The sequence below is a fragment of the Yeosuana marina genome (genome assembly GCF_011762485.1).
GTDB classification, from domain to species: Bacteria; Bacteroidota; Bacteroidia; order Flavobacteriales; family Flavobacteriaceae; genus Yeosuana; species Yeosuana marina.
This window is the reverse complement of record NZ_JAAKGI010000039.1, coordinates 1-18390: the sequence shown is the minus strand read 5'-3', so window position 1 is coordinate 18390 and position 18390 is coordinate 1. Positions and strand designations below refer to the sequence as shown.

22 protein-coding genes are annotated in these 18390 nt (G+C 30.0%); 12 read left to right on the top strand and 10 right to left on the bottom strand.

Translation table 11 applies throughout. The features are described 5' to 3' along the window. The first annotated feature begins 190 nt into the window (after positions 1-190). Genes G5V56_RS16995 through G5V56_RS16985 form a run of 3 tightly spaced genes read left to right on the top strand, consistent with a single transcriptional unit; the run spans position 191 to position 3029 of the window. Entirely contained in the window at positions 191-430 is a 240-nt protein-coding gene (locus G5V56_RS16995) for a 2Fe-2S iron-sulfur cluster-binding protein (protein ID WP_166967354.1), read from the top strand. Between the two features lie 12 nt (positions 431-442). Further along, on the top strand, positions 443-778 hold the full coding sequence (locus G5V56_RS16990; RefSeq protein WP_166967352.1) for a cupin domain-containing protein: 336 nt from the start codon (positions 443-445) through the stop codon (positions 776-778). A gap of 25 nt (positions 779-803) precedes the next feature. After that, positions 804-3029 (top strand): nitric-oxide reductase large subunit, encoded by a 2226-nt coding sequence (locus tag G5V56_RS16985; RefSeq protein ID WP_166967350.1) that lies wholly within the window; start codon positions 804-806, stop codon positions 3027-3029. A 1231-nt stretch (positions 3030-4260) separates the two neighbouring features. Here the strand turns inward: G5V56_RS16985 and G5V56_RS16980 are convergent. From G5V56_RS16980 to G5V56_RS16970, 3 genes are read right to left on the bottom strand one after another with little or no spacing between them, the layout of a single operon-like run. Continuing rightward, positions 4261-5034: an ImmA/IrrE family metallo-endopeptidase gene (locus tag G5V56_RS16980; protein ID WP_166967348.1), complete on the bottom strand. Its 774-nt coding sequence runs from the start codon at positions 5032-5034 to the stop codon at positions 4261-4263. Then, a complete protein-coding gene (locus G5V56_RS16975; protein ID WP_166967340.1) occupies positions 5021-5428 on the bottom strand; it encodes a hypothetical protein in 408 nt (135 codons plus the stop codon). The genes G5V56_RS16980 and G5V56_RS16975 overlap by 14 nt, the downstream gene beginning before the upstream one ends. Further along, positions 5415-6068 (bottom strand): hypothetical protein, encoded by a 654-nt coding sequence (locus G5V56_RS16970; protein ID WP_166967338.1) that lies wholly within the window; start codon positions 6066-6068, stop codon positions 5415-5417. Before G5V56_RS16970 ends, G5V56_RS16975 begins: the two co-directional genes overlap by 14 nt. Positions 6069-6204: 136 nt before the next feature. Here G5V56_RS16970 and G5V56_RS19150 point away from each other — a divergent pair, with 136 nt between their 5' ends. Beyond that, positions 6205-6330, top strand: coding sequence for a hypothetical protein (locus tag G5V56_RS19150; RefSeq protein ID WP_262886930.1), 126 nt, complete (start codon positions 6205-6207; stop codon positions 6328-6330). A 93-nt stretch (positions 6331-6423) separates the two neighbouring features. Continuing rightward, a complete protein-coding gene (locus G5V56_RS16965; protein ID WP_166967336.1) occupies positions 6424-7350 on the top strand; it encodes a hypothetical protein in 927 nt (308 codons plus the stop codon). 42 nt (positions 7351-7392) lie between these two features. Here the strand turns inward: G5V56_RS16965 and G5V56_RS16960 are convergent, their stop codons facing one another. Genes G5V56_RS16960 through G5V56_RS16950 form a run of 3 tightly spaced genes read right to left on the bottom strand, consistent with a single transcriptional unit; the run spans position 7393 to position 9026 of the window. Further along, positions 7393-7995 (bottom strand): dual OB domain-containing protein, encoded by a 603-nt coding sequence (locus G5V56_RS16960; RefSeq protein ID WP_166967334.1) that lies wholly within the window; start codon positions 7993-7995, stop codon positions 7393-7395. A gap of 3 nt (positions 7996-7998) precedes the next feature. Beyond that, complete coding sequence (locus G5V56_RS16955) at positions 7999-8478, bottom strand: DUF488 domain-containing protein (protein WP_166967332.1); 480 nt, start codon at positions 8476-8478, stop codon at positions 7999-8001. Positions 8479-8483: 5 nt separating this feature from the next. Continuing rightward, complete coding sequence (locus G5V56_RS16950) at positions 8484-9026, bottom strand: DUF488 domain-containing protein (protein WP_166967330.1); 543 nt, start codon at positions 9024-9026, stop codon at positions 8484-8486. Positions 9027-9783: 757 nt separating this feature from the next. Between G5V56_RS16950 and G5V56_RS16945 the strand changes: the two genes are divergently transcribed. From G5V56_RS16945 to G5V56_RS16935, 3 genes are read left to right on the top strand one after another with little or no spacing between them, the layout of a single operon-like run. Beyond that, positions 9784-10650 (top strand): SDR family oxidoreductase, encoded by an 867-nt coding sequence (locus tag G5V56_RS16945; protein ID WP_166967328.1) that lies wholly within the window; start codon positions 9784-9786, stop codon positions 10648-10650. Positions 10651-10660: 10 nt separating this feature from the next. Continuing rightward, positions 10661-11425, top strand: coding sequence for an SDR family NAD(P)-dependent oxidoreductase (locus tag G5V56_RS16940; RefSeq protein ID WP_166967326.1), 765 nt, complete (start codon positions 10661-10663; stop codon positions 11423-11425). An 8-nt stretch (positions 11426-11433) separates the two neighbouring features. Further along, positions 11434-12345, top strand: a complete 912-nt coding sequence (locus tag G5V56_RS16935; RefSeq protein ID WP_166967324.1) for a helix-turn-helix domain-containing protein — start codon at positions 11434-11436, stop codon at positions 12343-12345. Between the two features lie 148 nt (positions 12346-12493). On the opposite strand, the gene G5V56_RS16930 is transcribed toward G5V56_RS16935, so the two are convergent. From G5V56_RS16930 to G5V56_RS16920, 3 genes are all read right to left on the bottom strand, one after another. Continuing rightward, entirely contained in the window at positions 12494-12733 is a 240-nt protein-coding gene (locus G5V56_RS16930; protein ID WP_166967322.1) for a hypothetical protein, read from the bottom strand. 201 nt (positions 12734-12934) lie between these two features. After that, positions 12935-13123: a hypothetical protein gene (locus tag G5V56_RS16925; RefSeq protein WP_166967320.1), complete on the bottom strand. Its 189-nt coding sequence runs from the start codon at positions 13121-13123 to the stop codon at positions 12935-12937. Beyond that, on the bottom strand, positions 13116-13487 hold the full coding sequence (locus G5V56_RS16920; protein ID WP_166967318.1) for a hypothetical protein: 372 nt from the start codon (positions 13485-13487) through the stop codon (positions 13116-13118). Before G5V56_RS16920 ends, G5V56_RS16925 begins: the two co-directional genes overlap by 8 nt. Before the next feature lie 79 nt (positions 13488-13566). Between G5V56_RS16920 and G5V56_RS16915 the strand changes: the two genes are divergently transcribed. From G5V56_RS16915 to G5V56_RS16905, 3 genes are all read left to right on the top strand, one after another. Beyond that, positions 13567-14427 (top strand): hypothetical protein, encoded by an 861-nt coding sequence (locus G5V56_RS16915; RefSeq protein WP_166967316.1) that lies wholly within the window; start codon positions 13567-13569, stop codon positions 14425-14427. A 65-nt stretch (positions 14428-14492) separates the two neighbouring features. Then, on the top strand, positions 14493-14660 hold the full coding sequence (locus tag G5V56_RS16910) for a hypothetical protein (protein WP_166967314.1): 168 nt from the start codon (positions 14493-14495) through the stop codon (positions 14658-14660). A 7-nt stretch (positions 14661-14667) separates the two neighbouring features. Next, a complete protein-coding gene (locus tag G5V56_RS16905) occupies positions 14668-16305 on the top strand; it encodes a recombinase family protein (RefSeq protein ID WP_166967312.1) in 1638 nt (545 codons plus the stop codon). Positions 16306-16579: 274 nt separating this feature from the next. Here the strand turns inward: G5V56_RS16905 and G5V56_RS16900 are convergent, their stop codons facing one another. Beyond that, on the bottom strand, positions 16580-16993 hold the full coding sequence (locus G5V56_RS16900) for a hypothetical protein (RefSeq protein ID WP_166967309.1): 414 nt from the start codon (positions 16991-16993) through the stop codon (positions 16580-16582). An 81-nt stretch (positions 16994-17074) separates the two neighbouring features. On the opposite strand from G5V56_RS16900, the gene G5V56_RS16895 reads away from it, so the two are divergent. Beyond that, the gene (locus G5V56_RS16895) at positions 17075-18250 is read left to right on the top strand and encodes a tyrosine-type recombinase/integrase (RefSeq protein WP_166967307.1); all 1176 of its coding nucleotides are present in this window, start codon (positions 17075-17077) and stop codon (positions 18248-18250) included. Positions 18251-18390 lie beyond the last annotated feature (140 nt).

The window sequence follows — 18390 nt, the reverse complement described above, 5'->3', positions numbered from 1 at the left end:
AATTTTAATTCGGATATATTTGTCCTATTTAAAATTAAGACTTAAGTTTGTACTCTAATAATAATTGTATTCACACAAAAAGTACATTAATAAATTAAGAACAAACAAATTGCCTTATAAAGTACATATAATAACAAACAATAATAAATGTGTTGAAATTCCTTTCAATCGCTATGAATACCCAAATTTAATGGAGCTTATTGTAGATACGTATTATGAAGATATTGGAGAATGCTTAGGTCGTGGATTATGCGGTACGTGCCATGTAAAACTTATTGAAGGCTCGCTAAATGACATAATAACTGTCACCGAAAAAGAAACCCTTAATCAAGTTAATTATTTTGACGAAACGAGTCGTTTATCCTGTCAAATCATATTAGATGAAAAAATTAACAATCTCACTTTTAAAATAATTACAGACAACAAATAAAACTATAATATTATGAACACAGCATCATTACTAAATAATATTACCTACCAAGAAAACAAACCATCTGTCACGGTCTTGCTACAAACAAAAACCTCCAAAGAAGTTAGAATCGTTATGAAAAAAGGACAAGCTATGAAAGAACACAAAGCCCCTTTTCCAATCATAATAGAACTTTTTGATGGTACTGTAGATTTTGGTGTTAACGGTAAGAGCCAGATCCTTAAAAAAGGTGATTTAATTGCTTTAGATGAAAACATACCACACGATTTAACTTGCATATCAGATTGTATCGTTCGATTATCGGTTTCTAAATATGACAGTATTGAACGTATTAACGCAACATTATAACCCCAAAAATTTAAAATTAATCACAATGAAAAAAACATGGATTGCATTTATTAGTGTCATTGTATTATCCTTCATCACACTAATTTGGATTGGAAGCGAGGTTTACCAAACACAACCTCCTATACCAGATACCGTTATTGTTAAAGAAACCCAAGAAGTTCTTTACACCAAAGAAGACATTCAAACAGGACAAAACGTTTGGGAATCTATTGGAGGTATGGAAGTAGGCTCTATTTGGGGACATGGTAGTTATGTAGCCCCTGATTGGACTGCCGATTGGATACATAAAGAAGCTGTATTTATGCTCAATGCATGGGCAAAAAAAGATTTTAATTCTAAATATGAAGATTTAGATGTTGAAAATAAAGCTGCTCTAAAAGCCCGTTTAATTAAAGATATTAAAACTAACACCTATAATAAAGCAGACAAATCGATAACCATATCGGAAAGTCAATTAGCTGCCATTAAAGATAATATTAAACATTACACAACTATTTTTTCTGAAGGAAAAGAAGTTTACGCGATTCCTAAAGGTGCTTTAACGGATGCTAAAAAATTAGAACAACTCAATGCTTTTTTGTTCTGGACATCTTGGGCTGCCAGTACCAACAGACTTGGTAAAGATTATACCTACACATCAAACTGGCCACACGAACCTCTAATTGACAATACAATTACCAAGGGCTCGTTAATATGGTCTGGTCTATCCATTGTATTACTTTTACTATTTATTGGTATTCTTACGTATTATTATCTATTAAACCATGAAAAAGGCGATTTGGTTACAAAACCGGATACCGATCCCCTTAAAGACCTCAAATTATATCGCTCTCAAAAAGCCCTGTTAAAATATTTTATAGTTATCTCTTTACTTATTGCCTTACAGGTTGTTTTAGGAGTTATCACCGTACATTATACCGTTGAAGGGCAATCCTTTTTTGGTTTCAATTTGTCAAGTATTCTCCCCTATTCCGTAACTAGAACATGGCATACACAACTTGCTATATTTTGGATTGCTACTATATGGCTAAGTACTGGACTCTTTTTAGCTCCTATGATTTCGGGCAAAGAAATGAAATACCAAGTTTTTGGTATCAATTTCTTATTCATTGCCTTAATAATTATAGTTTTTGGTTCCATGTTTGGTGAATGGCTGGGCATACACCAATTTTTAGATTTAACAACTAATTTCCTTTTTGGTCACCAAGGTTACGAATACATGGATCTAGGTCGGTTTTGGCAAATATTTCTGGGTATAGGCTTAGTGCTTTGGGTTATTATGGTAAGCCGTCATCTAATTTATGGTATTCGTAAAAATGACGAATCTAAACACTTACTTATTATATTATTAATATCAGTATTAGCCATTGGCATGTTCTTTTTCTCTGGACTTATGTACGGTGAAAATAGTAGCCTACCTGTTATTAATTATTGGAGATGGTGGTTAGTACACTTATGGGTAGAAGGATTTTTTGAAGTATTTGCAACCGTAGTTATTGCATTTATATTTTCAAGAATGAAAATCATATCTACAAAAACTGCCGGACGTGTATCTGTTGCCTCAGCTTCTATATTTTTAGCTGGTGGTATTATTGGCACCCTGCACCATTTGTATTATTCAGGAACACCTATTCAGGCTATAGCTTTAGGAGCCACTTTTAGTGCTTTAGAAGTCGTACCACTTACACTTATGGGATTTGAAATTAGAGAAAACTGGAATCTTTTAAAAAGCAAACAATGGATGCAAAAATACAAATGGCCTATATTTTTCTTTATAGCGGTTGCTTTTTGGAATTTTATAGGCGCTGGTGTTTTTGGTTTCTTAATTAACCCACCTATTGCTTTGTATTTCATACAAGGCTTAAATACTACTGCGGTACATGCTCATGCGGCTTTATTTGGGGTGTACGGTATGTTAGGTATGGGATTTATTTTAATCTGTTTACGTTTCTATTCTGATAGAACCTGGGTAAGCACAAAATTAAAAAGAGCTTTTTGGCTACTTAATATTGGTTTAATTGCCATGATAATTTTAAGCTTACTTCCCGTAGGTATTATTCAAGCTTATACATCTATAACTAAAGGGTATTCTTTTGCTAGGGATTCCGAATTACTCTACTCTCCTACTGTACAAATACTTAAATGGTTACGTATAGTTGGCGATATTATATTCTCAGTTGGTATTTTTTACTTCTGTTGGTTTACAATTGATGAAACGTTATATAATCTCAAAAGAAAAGACAAGAAATAAAAACAATAACAAATCAAAGTTGGCCTTTTCTTGTTGTTTATGGAATTTGTATGGACCATAAACCCAAAATAATAATCATATTAACGTTTACTCTGTTTTTGATAAAATAATATACATTTTAATTTCCTTTCAATACGCTCTGTAGAAGGCAACAGGAGTTTATTGAAAGGAAATTCTTTTTTGGGTTCTGTGGCCTTTATAATAACTTCTTACATTAAAGTTTTTAATTCATTCCAATCATGAATACAAAAGGCCCTTCTTCTTCAAAATCTATAATCCTTCAAGAAGTATATTTTAGGGTTAACTTTGCACAAATTAAAGGTATCTTTAAGAACATATATATCAATAACTTAATAACCCAAAGGTCCGAACCTTGTTTTAAAAGACCTCTATTTACTGCATTTCCGAGTTATCAAAATATTTAATTCAAATAATAGTGAAACATTATTATAAATTTATTTTATCTTACTTTGCAAGCTTCATACAAGTTTAAACTATAAACTGTTAGACATAAGAATAATTATAGTACAAATGTTGGTTTATGTTGTTTAGTACAATGTTTCCATTTGATAGCTATAATTCAATATTATGTAAAATATCCCAGATACTTACATTTTCATTAAAATAATTGGAACTTGGGTCATTAAACTAATAAGCGGTTTGCTTCGCAGCGTTTATAAAACATTTGTATCTATAATTAGCCGTTATGTAAAATAGCCGCTGCCAAACGCTCGATTGCTTTATAAAATAAATTGCTCTGGCAATTTATTTTACACACAATTATCCATCGCTTGCCAACGCCAAAATAAAAGCTAACCTTTTTGCTCTTATTAAAAATCGCGTATTCAATAAAATGTACGTTATAAAAAATTTCACAACATTCTCGTAAGCTTGCCACAAGAGTATAAAATTTAAGAAAAATAAATTTCCATACACTTGTTATATGCAGAACTTCAATTAATCCTTTTTTTCGTTTTCATTATCTTTTGTCTTGAAACAAAAGAAACAAAAATTCAAGGCTCCATATAATTTTGGAAACAATTAACGGCTCATTCGCTATATTTTAGAAAACCTTTTTACTATTAACATTGCTTTGAAATCCCTTTTATAATTGAAAATCTTAAGAAACTTTATTACTAGACCCCTAAAATATGCACGCTCATTTCTCCTATTGTTTTAACCAAAATTTTATGAGGCCAAGTTTAACATCGAGATTCTATTTTACATAATGTTATTGCATCCAAAGACAACATAATAATCCATTTGTCCCAATTCGGAAATTATGTTCATACAATTCAGTCTCTAAATGTTCTTCTATTCCAAAATCATCAGGAAACCATTCCAAAGCTTCGACCAAAACAGGGGCTTCTTCTAAACCTTGACCATTAAAAAAATCTCCTGCCACAGAACCATCAGGAGCTTTACTTCCAATTTTTAAAAATTTAAGAGGAAAATCTGTAGATTCAGTCTTCCATTTTACTATTCCATTTTCCATATATATAATAGAAACTGAAAAGTCTCCTAAATCTTTATACTTTAATAACGTAGCAGTTTGAGAAGTTCCAAAAAAATCAGCTGTTTCTCGAATTAAATCTAAACTCATTTTTTCTCCTATAACCCTTGATTTAAATAATTCACTCGGCATTAATAATTCAGATGCAAATTGGTTAGCCTCAATTTCGTGCTTCCCATTTGCAAACCAATCATATAGTGTTTTATCAGTATCTGAAAAAAGTTCAGAAATATCTTTGTGCAATATTAAATGTCCTATTTCGTGAGAAAGAACAAATTTTTTCTTTGGTTCAAACTCTATTTTTGAGCTAACTGTAATTATTGCTTCATTACCTCTCATAACAATCCTACCTTCAGAACCTTCAATTATGGATTCTTCTACAAAAGCATTAGAAGCAAAAGCTATTTCATTTAACGTTAAATCTCCTGGTTTTGACCATCCTAAATTATTTAATAATTTATTTGCTTCAATTTGTGGTTTATTTAGTGCCATCCTTGTCTTCTAATTTATCCTTTAAAGAAGAAATAAAAATTAAAAAATCCTGATCATCATTAATAGCATCAATATCTTTTTCTGTGAGTTCATCAAATTTTCTAAATAATTTAACCATCTCAGTTCTCTCCTTTGGAGCAAATAGTTCTTGTAATTTATCTAGACCTAATTCTTTTAAAGCAAAAAATTGTTCTTTTAAAGCTAAATACTTTTTCTTTTTTAAAATTGCTTTTGCTTTAGTTCGATGAAGCATTACATTTTTTAAGTGTAATGAAACAAAAGGGTTTTCTTCTTGGAGTTCCTCAACAAAATCGGCAGGTTCCTTATGATAATTCATTTCCATAAGTAAACCATAAAAATTTTTTAATGCTTTTAATTCGTTATTGGTTTCCATTTTCTTTTAATTCTTTTCTTAAATGTCTCAAAAATTTCTCTTTAATTTTATCCAATTGCTTTGGAGTTTTAGCAATAAGTTCTGCAATGTCACTTCTAGTATAACCTTCTTTTACACAATCCCAAAACATAATAAAATCTTCGTCTTCACTCTCTGAAACAAATTGATCAATTCTATTATATTCCTCCTCTACTTTTAATAATTCTTCTTCACTAATTTCTTTTTCACTTTCTAGGTCATAGAATGTACTCTCAATGTCTTGAATTTCTATAGAATTTGTGAATTCATACTTACATTCCTCTACTCTTTCTTCATTTTTTAATTTTGCATTACGATAAGCTTTAACCACTGTTGATATTCTGCTATCAATAATTCTAATTAACTGTTGAGGTAAATCAAATTCATTTTTCCATTCCCAAGAACCATTTAATATACTCATATAAGCATAATTGAAATAGTATTCTTTAGCAGGTACTTCAAGATTTTCAACTGTATGAGCACCAAATACTGTTTTATTCCATAATCTATAGTCTAAATGTTTTTCAGCTTTTCTTAAAGCAATTTCCCACTCAACTTTGCTTATTTCTTCTAGCTTAAGCGAATTGCTTTCAAAAAAAGGACCAACATCTTCTATAGTCATATTTATTGCAAATTATTTTTTTACCCCATTTTGGGGAACTTTTATTTTCTAAAGTTAATAGTCTTATGTAGATAGTAAATGGTTAACAATTTACATAAATAATTATAATGTACAAGTATGAAAGGAGGTGTAAAATATGGCAAAAGATTCAGAAGGTAGAAAATACAACAGAATTCCTGGTTATACTAAAAATGTTGGAGGTAAAATAATAAAAGTTAAGCCTCACGTAAGAAGTAACAGAAGTGATAGTAAAGGTAAATAATAATCTTAAAATCATATCAAAATCTGTCTATAGATTAATTTCTATAGATGGATTTTAAAATAAATTATTTATAAATTTTAAACAACACAACAAATGGTAAAATTAGAAACATTTAATGAACATTTTGGTATTAAAAGCAATACCACAGAACATCTAAACATTTTAATGGAAAATGATTTAGAAGCATTTATTGACCCATATCATATTGCAAATAATATGAGCAGTATGATAGCAAAAAGGTTATACTTAAGAAGTAAATCATTTTTAGAAACACTAAATAGAACCTATGTTATTCCTAATGATAGAAATAATGGTTTAAAATTCTTGTCTTATTTGGGTGAAGCTAATGAATATCATTTAGGATATTCACACAATAATAAGGGCAAAGGTATTGGTTCTACAAAAGCAGAAATAGTATTTGATTCTCTAAGAGCAAATAAATTAGTGAAAGCTGGTTTAACAATAACAAATGAAGCACACAATGTATTATTATTAGTTAAAGGTATTGGACAAGATAATATGTCAGATACATTAGCAAATGTATGTAGAGATATATTAGCTGAATTTACATTGCAACAATGTATAAAGTATAGTATTCAGGTTGCGGATACAAAAATTGAATATTATGATCACTTAACTAAAAAATGGAGTACTAAAAAAGTAAAACTTCCTTATTATAAAGGCAAGCACATAATTTTAGTGCCTCAATTTTTGACTAGTGGCCAAAGAATATATACTAATCATTATAATTGGTTTGTATCTAGCAATTATATCTCAAAAGATATTTTGGATGGAAAGATTAAAACTAACAACGATAGTTTTATTAATGAGTTAAAAGATGGCACAAAGAAAGCAATAATTAAGAATATTAATAGCCATTTTAGAAAGCCAAAACATGAATTAATTAAATATGTGAAAAGCTATAGTGGTTCACTTATTGATTTTCAGGATTATGTAAAATCTCATTATCCATCAATAGATATAGATAAATTAATTCAATTATATGGTAAAGTGTCATAGGTAGGAAACTCTTTAAGAAAAGGGTTTCCTCCTTTTCTTAATTTAATACCAACCAGATAATTGTAAATAACATCGATGTCCAATCGCAATATCTTCTGGTTTCCACCATTTTGCTAATGAAACTCTTATCAAGGTGCCGGCTGGAATTACTGAAATCCTATCTGGAAAGCCTACGTAACTAAATTTACGACTTTTCCATATTCGTTTTCTTTTATAAACAAAGTAGCGATTATCTTCTAAAATTAAATCACGATCACTAATCCAAAAACCTACACTATTTTGAGGTAAATTATTTGGGTTATCCAAAAAACCACTTCCATTACCTGTCCACTTGAGTAATCCATCAAATAAAATTTCAGGTTTACCTTCCCAAACATTTAGATTTTTAACAACAAATGCTCTAACGTCAGCTAAAGTTCTAATAAATTTTTTATTAATTACATATACGTCTTCAACATGAGGTGCAACATCAGGATGTGAAGCAAAATCTATTTCCCAAATTTGACCTATTTCTAATTCTGTGTCACCAGGTTGATAAGTGTTCTTACCATTTAATAATCTTACAAATTGTAATGTTTCTAAAACTATTCCTCCAACACATGCTGAATTTCCTACGTGAGTTTTTGATGTTATTAGTACTTCCAATATTTAAATATTTTTGACATTGAACCCAAACTCACTGTTTAATTTTTCTGCGACTAATGACCTATGACAAGCTTTATATGATTCTTCAACACAAAACAATACAATATTATTTGCGTTGGCTTTTTTTAGTTCTTCCAAAAATTCAACAAAGTTAAAATGATTAACTACCTGATTTTTATACTCTTTAATAAATACTTGTCCTAAAGTTTTTCTATCTCTTTTTAATTCATGATTGTTTAAATCGGCTAACTTTTGTAACTCTCTAATTTCTTTGTTTGGTGCTAAACCTAGAAAATGAAAATACTTAATTCCTGAATCTTGTAATTTACTTTGAAGTTTATTACTATTAACAAAAGAATATTTAGAACCTCTAACACCACGTCTTTGACGAATATCACAAAACACGTCTATTTTATTTGTAATTAATTTATCGAAGAATTCTTTTTCGTTAGAGTTATAAACTCCAATTGTATAAAAGTTCATAAATTTTAGATGTATGTTTTTCTAGAAGTCAAGCCTTCTTCTCCAAATAAATTATCAAGGCCTTTACCTTTTGTAAGCTCATCTATCACTGTTTTTTGATCTTTTATTTTATTTGATACAATATGATTTAGTGAAATATTATGTTCTAATAATTCCTGACCAATTAATTTACTTCTATGACACTCTGAAGGGTTTGACTCGCTACACATTAAAGCAATTTTCATGTTCTCGTTGTTCGCTTCAACTAAAACTTTTATAGCGTCTTGAAAAAAAGGCATTTCTCTTATTTTAGAATAATCTACTTTACCATTTGTATAACAGGTCGGATCTTTTGGTAGCCCACCTAATTGTTCACCTGCAAAAACATAAGTAATCATATGCTTTTTCAAATCTTCTTCAAGTAAAGGTCTATTAAATTGAGGATTGAATTTAGACATTGGTGAAGTCCTAACATCTAATAAAAATTCAATATCAAATTGTTTTAATTCATCAATAAATGAATCAATACTTTTATTTCCATGCCCAATTGAAAAAATTACATCTGCCATATCTCAAAGTTAAGCTATAAAATTTATATAACAAAGCCCATTCCACACACATTACGCTTCCCTCCTACGTCGTCGCATAAAAAGTGTTCCTTTAACATTGTAGAAGAAACTTTTTAGAATAAATTTTTTCAAAAACTGTAATAACAACTTTCGCTTTTAACCAAAGCTCAAGTTACATAACGCGGTACATTATAGTACAAATTATTAGGCCTCTGAAATCAATTATAGTTAGTTATGTTTTTTGAAAAAACAACGCACTTAAAAATGTAGCGAAGCCTTCATAATAAAATATTTCATTGAATAACTTGGAAAAAACAAGCAATAAAATAAAAATTAGAACATATAAATTCCAATTAATACGTTTTCAAAACCTTTTAATTTGTTTTAAATAGCTTTAAAAACATTTAAATTTTTATTTTATTGGATTAAAAACAATTCAAGTTGCTATAAATCGTTGATTTCTTTCTCAATTAACTTGTATTTATCCTTTATCTCTTCTCCCATATAAAAATCAAGTAAATATTTTTATTTAAAACCCTCTGGATATGTAAGAAAATTAAGTATATTTATCATGATAAATATAATGTTGATAAACGCAATTGCGTTTATCCATATGTTAGCTGTAATGGCGAAAAAACATCTTGCTAATCAACAAACTACAGTCATTTATCCGATTTGGCTGATACAAAGATAGTTTTGGCTACAAAACTATCACTTATCTATTTAACCTTTGTACTTCACTTTTAAAAATTGGAAAATGAAAAAAATATTAATTACTGGAGCAACTGGAGAATTAGGGAGTACAGTTATTAAAACATTTCTAAAAACTGGGACAGCTGAAAATATTTCGGTGCTTACAAGAAAAGAAGAAAGCAAAATTGAATTTGAAAAAAGAGGATTAAACGCGTTTATCGGGCAATATAGCGATGTGCAATCACTTGAAAAAGCGATGGAGAATGTAGATACCGTTTTACTAATTTCTTCGGGAGACCAAGGCGATAGAATGCAAGAACATAGAAACGTTATTGATACTGCAAAAAAGAAAGGTGTTCAGAACATTGCTTATACAAGTCGTTCTTTAAAAGACAAAAACACGTTAGTAAATAAACTAATGATAGAACATTTCCTGACTGAAGACTATGTTAAACAAAGCGGATTGAAATATATCATTTTCAGAAATGCTTTGTATATGGATGTATTACCACTTTTTGTTGGCAAAAACGTATTGGAGAGAGGTATATTACAACCTGCTGGAAATGGAAAAGTTGCCTATGTTTTAAAAGCTGAACAAGCCGAGGCAATCGCTAATGTTTTAATGAACGAAAGTTTCAAAAACCAAACATTAAATTTTACGGGTTCTAATGCATATTCTTTTTATGATGTTGCAACTGCACTGACTGAACTTTCGGGCAAACAGGTAAATTACAAACCTATTGAAGTTGAGCCATTCAAAAAAATAATGTTAGAAAACGGAGTTCCTGAATCAATGGTCAAAAAGATAGTTGGTTTTAATCTTGATATTAAAAACGGACAAGAGGAAATGGTTACAAATGAATTGCAACAATATCTCGGACGTAAACCAAAAAACCTAAAAGAGGGCTTAAAAATATTATTCAATTTATAAAACAAACAAAATGAAAAACGAAATAAAAATTGCTTTAGTAACAGGTGGAAGTCGTGGATTAGGAAAAAATATGGCTTTAGAATTGGCAAAAAAAGGAATTCATATAATTCTAACATATAACAACAACGAAGATAAAGCTAAAGAGGTTATCAAAGAAATTGAGCGTTTAGGACAACAAGCTATTGCGGTTCAATTAAATGTTACTGAATTCAATAATTTTGAAGAGTTCTTTGCGATTGTTAAAAAGTCAATTAAATCCAAATTCGGAGTTGAAAAAATCGATTACCTCATTAATAATGCAGGAATTGGATTAAACGTACCTTTTGCTAAAACTACGGAAGAACAATTGGATACAATTTATAATATTCAATTTAAAGGCACCTATTTATTAACTCAAAGAGCATTGAACATTCTAAATGATGGTGGTGGAATTGTCAATGTGTCAACAGGACTTACACGTTTTGCATTAAACGGATTTTCAGCGTATGCAGCTATGAAAAGTGCTATTGAAACCTTAACAAAGTATCAAGCAAAAGAATTAGGCGAAAGAAAAATTCGCTCAAACGTCATTGCACCAGGAGCTATTGAAACTGATTTTGGTGGTGGAGTAGTTAGAGATAATGAAAAAATGAATAGCTTTATAGCCACTAACACAGCTTTGGGTCGTGTTGGGTTACCAGATGATATTGGAGGTGTTGTTGCCTTTTTATGTTCCGATGATGCAAAATGGATAAACGCACAACGCATTGAAGTGTCTGGTGGACAAATGATTTAAAAAAACTTATGTCTATACTTCACATAAAAAATATAACCGAATATCATAGATTAATGCAGTTACCAAAACCACAACATCCATTGGTTAGCGTAATTAATTTTGCCGATATTAAAAGAAAAGAAAATTTGACGGTTTCAAGTTTTACACACGGTTTTTATTCGATTGCCTTGAAACAGGTATTTAATGGTAAAATGAAATATGGACAACAGGAATATGACTTTGACGAAGGCGTATTAGCTTTCATCGCACCAAATCAAGTAATGCGTATTGAGGTAGAAGATGAACAAAAACTAAATCATTCGGGATGGTTGCTTATTTTTCATCCCGATTTTTTATGGCATACATCTTTGGCTCAAAAAATTGAGAAATATGACTTTTTTGGTTACGAACTAACCGAAGCACTACATCTTTCGGATAAGGAACAAAATACGTTAACCGATTTGATGCAAAATATTAATCAAGAATACAATTCAAATATTGATAAATTCAGTCAAGATGTTATCATTTCACAATTGGAATTATTACTCACTTATTCAGAGCGGTTTTACCAACGTCAATTTATTACTCGTAAAAAAACTAACCATAGAATACTTGAGCAATTCGAAACACTTTTAAATAATTATTTTAAAAACAAAGACTTACAGGAAAATGGATTACCAACAGTTAATTATCTCTCTAGTTCATTAAACTTATCACCCAATTATTTAAGCAGATTATTAAAAACACTATCGGGTAAAAGTACTCAAGAATTTATTCACGAAAAATTGATGCAATTAGCAAAAGAGAAACTTTCAACTACAGAGTTATCAGTAAATGAAATTGCTTACAGCTTAGGATTTGAACACCCACAATCATTCGGGAAATTATTCAAGAAAAAAACGGAATTGACACCTTTAGAATTTCGGAAATTATATAATTAATTAACATTACAGAAACCACTACAGCTAACATTTTGTATAAGTAATGGCAGGTGATGTAGTAAATATTAAAGTTTGTAGCCCGCTCAAACAGCGTAGCGGTTTGACAGGTAACTACCACGCAATCTGCCACTACTCATACAATTTACCGTTAGGTCACAATCAGCTGAAGCTGACTTGTGTTGCTACGTGCTTTGCACTCCCTCCCCACAAATAAAATGTGCTTCAACAACTTGATAAAAGCCATTTGATTCTGTTTTTGTACTCTCAATCTAATAAATTTACAACCATCGATAGCTTCACGATAGGTCTCTACAACTCTAAGATTTCCTTCATAAAAAAATTCAATTACATTCTGTTTTCCAATTGCTTCAATAATTAATTGATCCATATTATATTATTTAAGTATTTAGTTAATAATATAGGTTTTATAATTTAGCATTATAAATGAAAATACAAGACATAAACCTAAATTGCGGAAAACCGCAAAGCCATAAAATAATTATTAGGAGAGTTTAAATATATAAAATTTTAGTAAGAAAAAACTTAACTAAAATTTCAGAAGAAGAGATTAGTGAGAGAATAATTAAAATTAATTTTTTTCATCATTCTTTTTTTGCATCACATAAGCTGAAAAACCAATAATTAAAAGGAAACTTATAATTAAACCATATTTTAAATAAGTGTTTTCTTTGTTCAATTCTTTGACATTGGATAGTTCAACCATATCAATATCTTTGGGAGTAAGCATTTGAATATTTTCTAAATCTATATCAACCATTATTTACAATTTTATAGTGATTCTCATCAACTTTAAAGTAATAGAAATGATAAATTGAATAACAGTATTTATTAATTTTTTCATCTTTAAATAGGTGTGTAAAAACAGAAAAGTTTAATCCAGCTCCTCTTAAAAACTCTTTATGAACAATTTTAAATGGTTCATCACCAACAATCGAACTAAATACATCAAAGTTCTTCAACAATGGTTTATTAATTGAAGCTAATAGCCTTCGCTTATCATTATTCTTTTTATTATTATAATCTGTTCTACATTTATCATTATCAAAAACTTGGTTTGATCTTTTTGGAACAAACTCTTTTCCGCAATGGGGACAAATACGCTTATTAACTACAGTTTCCATATAGACTAAATTTAAATTATATTTACAAATATAGTATTTTTTATTATTAATTATTTACATTTGTGTAAATTTAATAATTATGACCGATGAATATTATATAAAATTTGGCGAATCTTTCTACGAAAAATATATTCTTCCAAAAGAATTAGGAGTAAGTTCCAGACAGGTTTCCTATTGGAGAAAAAATAAAGTGATTCCTTATTTTTTCCAAATTGATCAAAAGCATGGACGGATGAATATTCCTGAAGCAATCTGGCTCATGATTGTTAAAGATCTTACAGATATGGGGTTAAGTACTGAAAAATTAAAGTTACTAACATATAAAGTATGGGAGGTACCAAAAGAAAATAAATATGCAGACCAAGTTATTTTAAAAAATATTAATTCAGCGAAGTCTGGTCTTTCAGAAATGGCTAAATCAATACTCTCCAATCAACTCCAAGATGAAAAGGTCATGGACACACTTAGAGATGAGATAAATCATTTTACCGATATGCTCAAGTCATGTATTAATAATATTGGGCAACCACATTTTATCTTGTACAGCCCACTTACTAATGAACATATATTTCTATCAAACAACAATGAGCAATTTTTAAAGCTTGGCAGCTTAACATTTAAATATCCAATAATTTCAATTCCTATATTGGATAAATTATCAAAAATTATAAGTATTGATCTTAAAATAAAAGATAAGAATTTAGCATATCTCAGCAATTTAGAAAATCAAATTAGGGAAATAGTCTTATTTAAAAGGCCAAAAACAGTTGAAATAGCTTTTGACCATGGCCATATAAAGACTAGAAAAATTACTGAAAGCCATGTAAAAGAAGAGGAGTTGGCAGATTTCTTTTTAAGAAATAAAATCCCAAAGGGTTCCAAACTATTAATTGACCCGAGAAGTCAAGATAATTACAAACTAACATTAATCACCAAATAACATGAAAACTTTTGTACAACACATTCAGTTCCTGAACATACAGCCTGATTTAATCCTATCTCGCTATGGGCCGAAAATCAAATCAGGAACTTCAAGAAACACAATTATTAAGTAAATCAGAGATATTGGAATGTTTGACAGATTCACATCAAGTTTTACAAAAAAATCAAGATGATGAATTTGCTTTGAGCTTATATCAATTTACGAAACTGATTTATGATAACATCAAATAGTTAAAAGATGAAAAGAAAAGAATACACCATTTTAGATTTCTACGGAGCCATCGTGTGGTCTTATACCAGAGTTTCTTCTAAAGAGCAATTCATGAATAATGGCAGCATTAGGTCTCAAGTGAAACGCATTAAAGAATTTACCGAAAAACACCATCTGATCATATCTGAAGAGTTTGATGCTGAGTATGAAAGTTCCAAGAGAATAAACACCCAGAAAACATTAAACGAACTTATCAATGCCATCAAGAAAACTCCAGCTAGCAAACGTCCAAAAATTATTTTAATCTGGTCTCCAAGCAGATTTGGAAGAGCGGGTTCTGAACACATAGAACTTTTTGTAAGTTTAAGACGAAAATACAATGTGTTTCTCTATTCCGTTAGTACGGGTGATAACACGTTTACAGAACGTAATGAAAATGAATTTTCCACACAATTACTTCAAGCTCAAAAAGAAAATTTTAGTCGTCAGGATGTTATTATTCCTGGTATGAAAGACGCCATAGAAAAAGGTACGTTTTTAGGGCGAGCTCCAAGAGGTTATAATCATTTTGGACCTAGAGTAACAGATCCACTTAAAGTTCAGGCAAAACAGGAAATTAAGCTTAATTCTGAAGGCCTTTTATTAAAAGAAGCATTTAGGTTGAAGCTTTATAAAAACTACACGGACAAGGAAATCTTGGACTGGCTTCTTTTAGAGGGTCTTAATATACCTAAACAAAGCCTTAACGCTATGTGGAGTAAACTATTTTATACGGGTTACTTTACAAATAGCCTGGTTCCAGGAGTTGAAATAAAAGGTCATTGGGAGCCAATTATCACTAAGAAAGAATATAAACTATTACAAACTAAGATGTCCAATTCCAATCAAATTGGTATTCCCAAGATTAACGGTAAGACAAGCACGCCCTTGGTTCCAAAATTTCTTATTTGCGACGATTGTGATAATACCATGACTTCTTACTTTAATAAAAGAAAAGAAATCTATTATTATAAGTGCGGTAAATGCAACAAAACTGCAAATGCAAATACCAGATCCAAATCTCTTAATGATGGACTGAACCAACAATTTATAAAAGCTATAGATTCATTTAAGTTCTCAAAACCTTTTCACAATCTCTTTTCGAAGCAATTGGAAAAAATAATTGATACTGAAATGTCAAACTTGAGTGAAAAGAAACGGATCTTAAAAACTGAAATAACGGAGTTACAGAAGAATTATGATGATATGGAATATCGATTTGCATTAGGCAAAATATCAGACGATATTTTTGAAAAACATGGATTGAAATTAAAAATTAAAATTGATGAAAAAACTAAACAACTTTTAAACTTGCCCTCAAAAAAGTCGAACCACCAAAAGTTATTGAAAATATTTCTTAAAATCGCTGAAAACCCCAGTGAATTCTATAAATCCCTAAACTATAACGATAAAAGGGTATTCCAAAATATCGTATTTCCTGAAGGTTTTAAATTTTCTTTAAAAAACAAGGAATGTCGAACCAGTAAAGTCAATATGATTTTTGATTTAACAAACTCATTTAAAGCCAATTATATCAGTAAAAAAGAAAAGACTCAAATACAAAATATACCTGAGTCTTGTTTAGTAGCGGGAACTGGACTCGAACCAGTGACCTTCGGGTTATGAGCTCTGTGTTAGTTAAATTTTAAGCACATTTACTGGGCTCACAGCCCCTTCAATTTATAAAATCGTATGCAAAAACGTATGCAGTTTTTAGTTTTCAGATTATTGATAATATTTAGGCAATTTAGTAAATTAATTATTAATTGACTTGACGGATTTAAAAGTTTCATTAAATCCAATTACGGCGTTACCCGTTCCCAGATGTTCCAAATTTAAAAACTGTCAAGTCCATTATTTGATATCAGGATGCCTCATCAGCTATAATTTTCATACAAGCCTATTTATTCTTTACAATATTAAAATCCCATGGATGAAAATTTAAATTTTCCATATAAGACTGTTTTTGAACTATTACCATCTTTTCGGTTCCTTTATCCATGATGGGTAAGAACCCATAATCGTAACAAAAAAAGTAGGTCCCACTTTTAAAAGGGAAAATATGGGTAAACAAATCAAACTTAAAATCCAGTTTTGTCAAAACATCTTTATCAACAGTGCTTTTGCCACTTGGACAAAAATGGGCCATCAAACTTCTATTTCGACGTAGCGCACTATTTATGTTTTGAATCTCCAATTCATGAGGTGCTCTATTCGTATTATGAAAAGTGCTCCTGCATTGACTATCACAGAACTTCTTATCAGAACGCCCTTTAAGTTCCTTACCACATGCTAAACAATATTGTGTATTCATTAAGCTTATTTTTAAACGCTTATATGCGTATATAAGCGTTTATTAATTAAATATACTGTTTTTTTTCATGAATTTTAGCTTATGAATACATTGCCAACAGTTAACATTAAAAGAGGATATTACAAAAATCAAGACTTGATTTTTGTTTACTTTAAATATAATGACCAATTAATTTCTGCAATAAAACGTACAAAGGTTTTTAATTGGAGTGTTTCAAGAAGGTGCTGGCACACGCCATTCACAGACCATCATCTAGAACTAACAAATCAAATTTTTGATTCAATCGCTATAATTACTATTGACCAATCCATTTATAAACTACCCTCCCAATTATCAGTCAAAAAGAAGCGGGTGATTTCAGAAAAAAACAAAGAAATCATTAGGGCTTATGTATCCTATTTAAGAGGAAAATGCTACAGTGAAAGCACCATTAAGACCTATTTCTCTTTTATTGCTGATTTTTTTGACTTTATTAACCTTGTCCCCCTTGAAGAATTAACAAACAGACATGTAGAGCTCTTCATAGAAAACGTATTTATTCCAAGACATTACAGTATCAGCACACATCGTCAGTTTACAAGTGCCATAAAACTGTTTATGAATTTTTATCCTTACAGCAAAATAGATAATCTTACTCTCGATAGACCAAAAAGATCCAACATATTGCCCACCGTGCTTTCCAACGAAGAAATTATTAATATCCTTAGATGTACTAAAAATTTAAAACATAGAGCCATAATAGCCATGATTTACTCTGCGGGATTGAGAATAAGTGAGCTTATAAACTTACAATTGACACATATAGATATTCAAAGAAGACAACTTATTATAAAAAACAGCAAAGGGAGAAAGGACAGAAACATCATTTTAGCCAAGAGTTGTATTCCATTAATGTTAAACTATTTAAATACATATAAGCCAGAAGTATTCTTCGCAGAAGGCAAACCCTCAGAAAAATACAGTCCAGAAAGTGTTAGAGCATTTTTAAAAAGGTCTTGTAAAGCTGCCAACATCAGAAAAAAAGTAACACCTCATACCCTTAGACATAGCTACGCAACTCATTTATTAGAAAATGGTATTGATTTAAGATACATTCAAGAATTATTGGGGCATGCCAAACCAGAAACAACAATGATTTATACACATGTCTCAAAAAAGGATTTACTAAGAATAGAAAGCCCATTAGATGTTGCTGTAAAAAAGATCAGCCAAGAAGCTAATAATCAAGATACATTGAGGCTAAAAAAACGTTATTAATAATTTTTCCTTCCTGAACTATATTATTTGGTTATTAAACTAAATTTGAATGCTACCAAGAGTAAATAATTTTGAAGAAAATTCTCATATTTCAAATAAAATTTACTAATTTTCGTATTTAAAATTATACTATACAGTGA

Bases quoted from the DNA above. Each gene is read 5' to 3' on its own strand.
- G5V56_RS16985 (WP_166967350.1), top strand. From the start codon at position 804: ATGAAAAAAACATGGATTGCATTTATTAGTGTCATTGTATTATCCTTC.
- G5V56_RS16980 (WP_166967348.1), bottom strand. From the start codon at position 5,034: ATGGCACTAAATAAACCACAAATTGAAGCAAATAAATTATTAAATAAT.
- G5V56_RS16975 (WP_166967340.1), bottom strand. From the start codon at position 5,428: ATGGAAACCAATAACGAATTAAAAGCATTAAAAAATTTTTATGGTTTA.
- G5V56_RS16915 (WP_166967316.1), top strand. From the start codon at position 13,567: ATGACCGATGAATATTATATAAAATTTGGCGAATCTTTCTACGAAAAA.
- G5V56_RS16900 (WP_166967309.1), bottom strand. From the start codon at position 16,993: ATGAATACACAATATTGTTTAGCATGTGGTAAGGAACTTAAAGGGCGT.
- G5V56_RS16970 (WP_166967338.1), bottom strand. From the start codon at position 6,068: ATGACTATAGAAGATGTTGGTCCTTTTTTTGAAAGCAATTCGCTTAAG.
- G5V56_RS16965 (WP_166967336.1), top strand. From the start codon at position 6,424: ATGGTAAAATTAGAAACATTTAATGAACATTTTGGTATTAAAAGCAAT.
- G5V56_RS16995 (WP_166967354.1), top strand. From the start codon at position 191: ATGGAGCTTATTGTAGATACGTATTATGAAGATATTGGAGAATGCTTA.
- G5V56_RS16930 (WP_166967322.1), bottom strand. From the start codon at position 12,733: ATGGATCAATTAATTATTGAAGCAATTGGAAAACAGAATGTAATTGAA.
- G5V56_RS16910 (WP_166967314.1), top strand. From the start codon at position 14,493: ATGGGCCGAAAATCAAATCAGGAACTTCAAGAAACACAATTATTAAGT.
- G5V56_RS16945 (WP_166967328.1), top strand. From the start codon at position 9,784: ATGAAAAAAATATTAATTACTGGAGCAACTGGAGAATTAGGGAGTACA.
- G5V56_RS16905 (WP_166967312.1), top strand. From the start codon at position 14,668: ATGAAAAGAAAAGAATACACCATTTTAGATTTCTACGGAGCCATCGTG.
- G5V56_RS16925 (WP_166967320.1), bottom strand. From the start codon at position 13,123: ATGGTTGATATAGATTTAGAAAATATTCAAATGCTTACTCCCAAAGAT.
- G5V56_RS16940 (WP_166967326.1), top strand. From the start codon at position 10,661: ATGAAAAACGAAATAAAAATTGCTTTAGTAACAGGTGGAAGTCGTGGA.
- G5V56_RS16990 (WP_166967352.1), top strand. From the start codon at position 443: ATGAACACAGCATCATTACTAAATAATATTACCTACCAAGAAAACAAA.
- G5V56_RS16920 (WP_166967318.1), bottom strand. From the start codon at position 13,487: ATGGAAACTGTAGTTAATAAGCGTATTTGTCCCCATTGCGGAAAAGAG.
- G5V56_RS19150 (WP_262886930.1), top strand. From the start codon at position 6,205: ATGGCAAAAGATTCAGAAGGTAGAAAATACAACAGAATTCCTGGTTAT.
- G5V56_RS16950 (WP_166967330.1), bottom strand. From the start codon at position 9,026: ATGGCAGATGTAATTTTTTCAATTGGGCATGGAAATAAAAGTATTGAT.
- G5V56_RS16935 (WP_166967324.1), top strand. From the start codon at position 11,434: ATGTCTATACTTCACATAAAAAATATAACCGAATATCATAGATTAATG.
- G5V56_RS16955 (WP_166967332.1), bottom strand. From the start codon at position 8,478: ATGAACTTTTATACAATTGGAGTTTATAACTCTAACGAAAAAGAATTC.
- G5V56_RS16895 (WP_166967307.1), top strand. From the start codon at position 17,075: ATGAATACATTGCCAACAGTTAACATTAAAAGAGGATATTACAAAAAT.